This is a genomic window from Ferrovibrio terrae (assembly GCF_943372915.1).
GTDB lineage: Bacteria > Pseudomonadota > Alphaproteobacteria > Ferrovibrionales > Ferrovibrionaceae > Ferrovibrio > Ferrovibrio terrae_A.
The window spans coordinates 22,260-28,259 of the sequence record NZ_CALSAN010000045.1 but is presented as its reverse complement, the minus strand read 5'-3'; the positions used below and the strand labels follow the sequence as shown (position 1 = coordinate 28,259).

Below are 6,000 nucleotides of genomic sequence, written 5' to 3'. Positions count from 1 at the left end.
CTGGTCATTGCCGTCGCCACCATTCAGCGTGTCGTTGCCGTCGCCGCCGTCGATCTGGTCATTGCCGGCATTGCCGGTGATCGTGTCATTGCCGGCCGCGCCCCACAGGCGGTCATCGCCACTGCTGCCGGTCATGACATCGTCGCCGGTGCTGCCGCTCTGGATCAACAGGGTCGAGCCATCGGCGAAGCGGAAATTCTCGATCTGGCTGTTGACGTCGTACCAGTTCTGCAGCACGACGCGGTCTGCCGCCTGGCTCGCCGCCGTCAGCGTGCCGCCGGCGTTCTGCAGGCCGACGATCAGATTGTTGCCGCTGGTTTCAAACAACAGATCGGCCGCCGTAATCCCCGCGCCGAATTCCAGCGTGTCGTTGCCGGCATTGCCATAGGTCCAGTAGGTGTTCGTGTCCCAGTAATAGCCGTTTTCCTCGCTATACGTAAAAACGGTAGTCGTGTAGCTGTAGTAATATTCATCCAGGACTGTATCGACGCCATCGCCACGACCGAAACGATAAGTGTCGTTACCGGCATAGCCGAACAGGCTGTCGTTTCCACCGCCGCCCTGCAGCGTATCGGCGCCGAGGCCGGCATTGATGGTGTTGGCGCCACTGTTGCCGATCAGGATGTTGTCCACGTCATTGCCCGTGGCGTTCAGCGCCGCCGTGCCGGTCAACGTCAGATTCTCGAAATTGGCGGCCAGAGTATAGGAAAGCGACGATACCACGGTATCGCTGCCGGCATTGGCGGCTTCAGTCATGCTGTCGCTGCCGTCGAAATTATACGTGTCGTCGCCGGCACCGCCGGTCAAGCTGTCTGAACCGGCACCGCCGTTCAGCGTGTCGTTGCCCTCACCGCCATTCAGCGTATCGCTGCCATCACCGCCCGCGATCGAGTCATTGCCCGCACCGCCATTGATGACATTCGCGACACCGTCACCAGTCAGGACATCATCATTGGCCGAGCCGGTCAGGTTCTCGATCCCGGTCAGCGTGTCGCCTTCGGCATCGCCGCCGGCGCCCGTGCCGATGCCGAGGTTGACCGTCACGGCGATCGTCGACCCGGCATAGCTCGCCGTATCGATGCCGGCGCCACCGTCCAGCACATCAGCCCCAGCACCACCGGTCAGTGCATCATTGTCGTCGTAGCCCAGGAGCGTGTCATTGCCGCCACCGCCCTGCAGCAGATCATGGCCATACCCCCCGTCAAGGGTATTGGCATTGCCATCGCCGGTCAGGGTATCGGCATGATCCGTACCGATCAGATTTTCAATCCCAGTCAGGGTATCGCCCTGCGCGTCCCCGCCACTACCCGTGCCGGTCGCCAGATTGACACTCACCGGTGCCGTAGAGCCGGCATAGCTCGCGGTATCGACGCCCGCACCACCGATCAGCACATCCGCTCCGGCGCCGCCCCGCAGCGTATCGTTGCCGTCGTCACCATTCAGGATATTGGCGTTGCCATCACCGGTCAGCGTATCCGAATAAGCCGAACCGAGCAGATTCTCGATCCCGGTCAACGTGTCGCCCTGCGCATCGCCACCGGTTCCGGTGCTGGTTGCCAGGCTGACGGTCACCGCCGCAGACGAAGCGCCGTAGTTGCCCGTATCGCTGCCCATGCCGCCATTGAGCACATCGGCACCAACGCCGCCATTGAGTTGATCGTCGCCATCCTCGCCATTCAGCGTGTCGTTGGCATCGCCACCCAGCAGAATATCCGCGCCGCCGCCACCATTCAGAATATCGGCACCATTGTTGCCGTTCAGCACATTGGAATTGGCATCGCCGGTCAGCGTATCGGCATAGTCAGAGCCGGAGACATTCTCGATGCCGGTCAGCGTATCGCCCTGCGCGTCGCCGCCGCTGCCGGTACCGGTTGCCAGATTGACCGTGACCGCCGCCGCGGAATCGTCGTAGCCGGCATTGTCGGTGCCGGTACCGCCGCTCAGCACATCGGCGCCCGCGCCGCCATTCAACATGTCTTGGCCGGCGCCGCCCTGGATGACGTTCGCGTTGCCATCGCCATTGAGGGTATCGCCATGGGCCGAACCGATCAGGTTCTCGATCCCGGTCAGCGTGTCGCCCTCGGCGTCGCCGCCAGCGCCCGTCCCGGTGCCGAGATTGACCGTCACCGCCGCTGACGAACTCGCATAGCTCGCCGTGTCGGCGCCAATATTCCCGATCAACATGTCGGCGCCGGCGCCGCCGATCAGGGTGTCGTCATCGGCCCCGCCGTCCATCCAGTCGCCGTCTGCACCGCCATCCAGCGTATCATTTCCATAGTCGCCGATCAGCGTGTCGTCGCCCGCACCGCCATTCAGGGCATTGGCAACCGCGTCACCGGTCAGATTGTCACCGAAGGCCGAGCCGGTCAGGTTCTCGATCCCGGTCAGGGTATCACCCTGCGCGTCTCCGCCACTGCCGGGGCCGGCGCCAAGATGAACCGTCACGCCGGACGCGGAATTCCCATAGCTTGCCGTGTCATTGCCAGCGCCGCCGTTCAGCACATCGGCGCCAATGCCGCCAGTCATCGCATCTTGGCCGTCTCCGCCGTAAATCAGGTCGTCGCCACTGCCGCCGACCAGCGTGTCGTTGCCGTTATCGCCGTAGATCAGGTCAGTGGTAGCGGTTCCGGTGAGGATGTCATCACCCGTGGTGCCGCCGACCAGATTCTGGTCTGTGCCATTGCCGACCACCAGATGCTCGACTGCAACCGGACTGATGGCACCGCCGGTGTCCGTAACGGTGATATTCAGTGTGCGGATGCCAGCCGTCGCGCTGCTGCTGGTGAAGGTTACCGAGCGCAGGATCTGTTCATAGAGCACCAGATCGGCCAGTCCGGTCAGCGTCAAGCCATTAGGATTGGCCGGATCGCCACCGAAGCCGCCGCCAACCACGGAAATGCCGGTCGCCACGCCCTGGTTCAGCACGGCGCCATTCGTCCCGATGGTGAAACCGCCGCCCAACCCCAGCGCATCGCCAGTCACAAATCCATCGGCAATACGGAAACTCGCCCCGGTCAGGTCGGCATCGGCCTGGTCCGGATGGTCGATATCGGAAAGCGTAAGATTGGCCGCTGCGCCCACGTTGGCAGGGTTGACCTGCGTGACCGTCGCCTCGGCGATCTCGACCTGGATGATGACATCGTTGAAATCGAAATCCGGATTCTGGCTGCCGGCAAGATCCTCCCAGCCGATGGCAATGCGATCCGGCGCAGGCGTGTTCGCGCCGTCATTCAGCTCGCCCTGGCCAGCCGCGGCATGCTGGGCGCCATCGATATTCAGCGCCCGCGTGTCGAGCGTCACGCCGTTGAAATGGGCGTTCTCGCTGGCTGCCGTATGGAATACCGGCGTTGCCGACTGGTTGATCGCCGTTCCCGTCGATGCCGCGGTATTGAGATCGTGCACCATCAGCTGCGGCGCCACGGTGTCGAACAGAGACGCCGTCAGTCCGGAATTGCTGCCGTTGACGAAGCTGATCTGCGCAGTGCCGGCAGTCACCTGATCGATCAGGGCATCGGTCTGGGCATTGCCCGCACCGTTGCTGATCATGAACAGGCCGAAGTTGGTTCCAGCCGGGAACATGCCAAGGCTGACAGAGGTATAGGAATCAGTCGGATTGTTCGGATCATCTGGATCCAACACCGGCGGCGTCTGCGATGCATTGGGGAAAACAATGCGCGCCGGACCGAAACTGCCATCGGTGTTGATGACATAGAAACCGATGACACTCTGGTTCCCCGCCACTTCGGAATGGAAGTGGACGATCACCTCGCGTTCCTGATTGTCCAGGCTGATCGGCCCTGTGCCGTTACGATACTGCTCCGGCAGCGCCACGGTTTCATGGGTATCGGTCAGGACATTGATGAAGTTGCTGATATCAGACTGATACTGGCTGCTGACCTGATCCACACTGGCATAGGTGTAGCGATCGATGCTGACGGTGGCTGCATCGTTGATACCCGCCAGATTGATGGTAGCTGTTGCGTTCGCCGTGCCACCTCGCCCGTCCGAGACCGTGTATTCGAACGAGACCGGTCCGTTGACATTTTCTGTCGGCGTGAAAGTCACACTGCCATTGGCATTCAGCGTGACCGAGCCGCCCACCGCATTGCTCACGCCTGCAATTGATAGAATGTCGCCATTGGCGTCAGTGTCGTTGCTCAGCAACGCGGAGGCCTGGATCGTCAACGCCTGGTCTTCGGTGCCGTTAAGCGTTTCGCCTTGCGCCACCGGGGCGGCATTGTTCTGCGGGAAGGCAAAATGACTGACCACATCGAGGGTGCCGCTAGTGGAGCCGATGACAAGATCGTTTTTGCCATCGCCATTGATATCGGCAATGGACAGCGCCGAGCCGATGCCCTGGCCGGCAGCGCCGGTCAGGGTGATGAACTGCCCGGTTGCCTCCTGCGACAGGTCGATGTTGCCGGAAGAGAAACCGCCCTGCTTGCCCCAGATGACCCACAGCTTGCCGGCCCCGCCAGCGGCGGCACTGCTGCCCACCACGATATCGCCCAGTCCGTCGCCGTTCAGGTCGCCCAGCGCCATGGTGCTGACGCCAGAAGACACGCCGGTCAACCGCACGCCGGTCTGCCCGTTCAGCGCTGCGACATCCACACTGGCGCCGGCCGCGTAGCTGGCATTGCCGAATAGCACGAAGCCGCCGGTCGCGCCGGTCCCCCAGCCCGCCATGTCGGCAGCGCCGTTGCCGTCAACATCGCCGCCGAATGCAACCTTGCGATAAAATGGATCGCCGCCAGCGTAATTGAAATTGGTCAGAATCAGTCCGCCGGCATTGCTGGACAGGTTCTGCTCGAAGCTGCCCGCGGCATTGCCGAAGGTGATTTTCATCGCCCCGATATTGTAATAGCCGTCGTTGCCGGCGCCGACGCTGGTAACGATGTCGCCATAGCCGTCATTGTTGATATCACCCGCCCCGGCCAGATAGGTCATCGAGGCCTGGGTTGCGCCGCCGACGGGATTGACGCCGCTGTAGGCGGTGAAGCTGGCTGTTGCCGATGGCCCAGTCACGGTGCCCATCCAGCCCGCCATCGACAGCGTGCCGGCGGACACGCCGCCGAACATGGAGGAGTTGTAGACGCTGGCAAACAGGTCAGTCTTGCCGTCGCCGTTGAAGTCGGTTGCCACGCTGGAAATCAACTTGAAGCCGCCCAGCGCAGAACTTGAGCGCGTGGCGTCGATCGTGGCATCTGGCGACGCACCGCCCTCCGTAAAGCCCAGGCTGGTGCCCGCATTCGCTGCAACGATGTCGGTGTCACCGTCGTTATCAATATCGGCAAATGTCGAGGTAAAATTGACCGCAGTGAACTTGTACACATTCGGACCGCTGGCGGCAGCCGCAGAGAAATCGCCGCCGTTCAGCCGCATAGCCAGCGAGCCTTCCTGGCCCATGATAACGCCATTGGCATAGGCAACGGACACCGTGGCGCCGCCGCTCACATGCTCGCTGCCATATGTTGGGCTGTTGATCACCTGCAGGTCGGTGATGCCATCCCCATTGAAGTCTCCCTTGCGGATGTCCTGCACGCTCACCAGGCCACTACCGATGCGGGTCGATACCTGCGCCAGTGAAAGATCATCGTCTGTGACATTCAGGCTGACGGTCGCGGTATCCATACCGCCGTTGCCATCCGAAACCGTGTAAGTGAAGCTGGCTGCGCCGTGGAAATTGGTGGTCGGCGTGAAGACGATGTCACCATCCTGGTCGAAGGCGACAGTCCCGCCAACCGCGCTTTGCACGGAGAGGATCGAGAGCGTGTTGCCGTCCGGATCGCTGTCGTTACCAAGCAGCAGATCCGGCTTCAGTTTCAGAAAGCGGTCTTCAAGGAGGCCAAAGCCGCTATCGTTGATGGAATCCGGGTTCTGATTGGTAGGCATGAAAGACCCTTTCTAGGTCTCACGGCTCAGCGACCGTTCTGGCCATGAGAGGCGTTTGGGTTTCCGAGTCCTCATCACTTGCCGACGACTCGCCTTTGCTACTCACAT

The 6,000-nt window shown here is 61.9% G+C and carries 1 protein-coding gene; it reads right to left on the bottom strand.

Translation table 11 applies throughout. The features are described from left to right. The coding region (locus AAG821_RS20515) for a cadherin-like domain-containing protein (protein ID WP_341914686.1) at positions 1 to 5,892 on the bottom strand (5,892 nt) is incomplete at its 3' end. Positions 5,893 to 6,000: the final 108 nt, after the last annotated feature.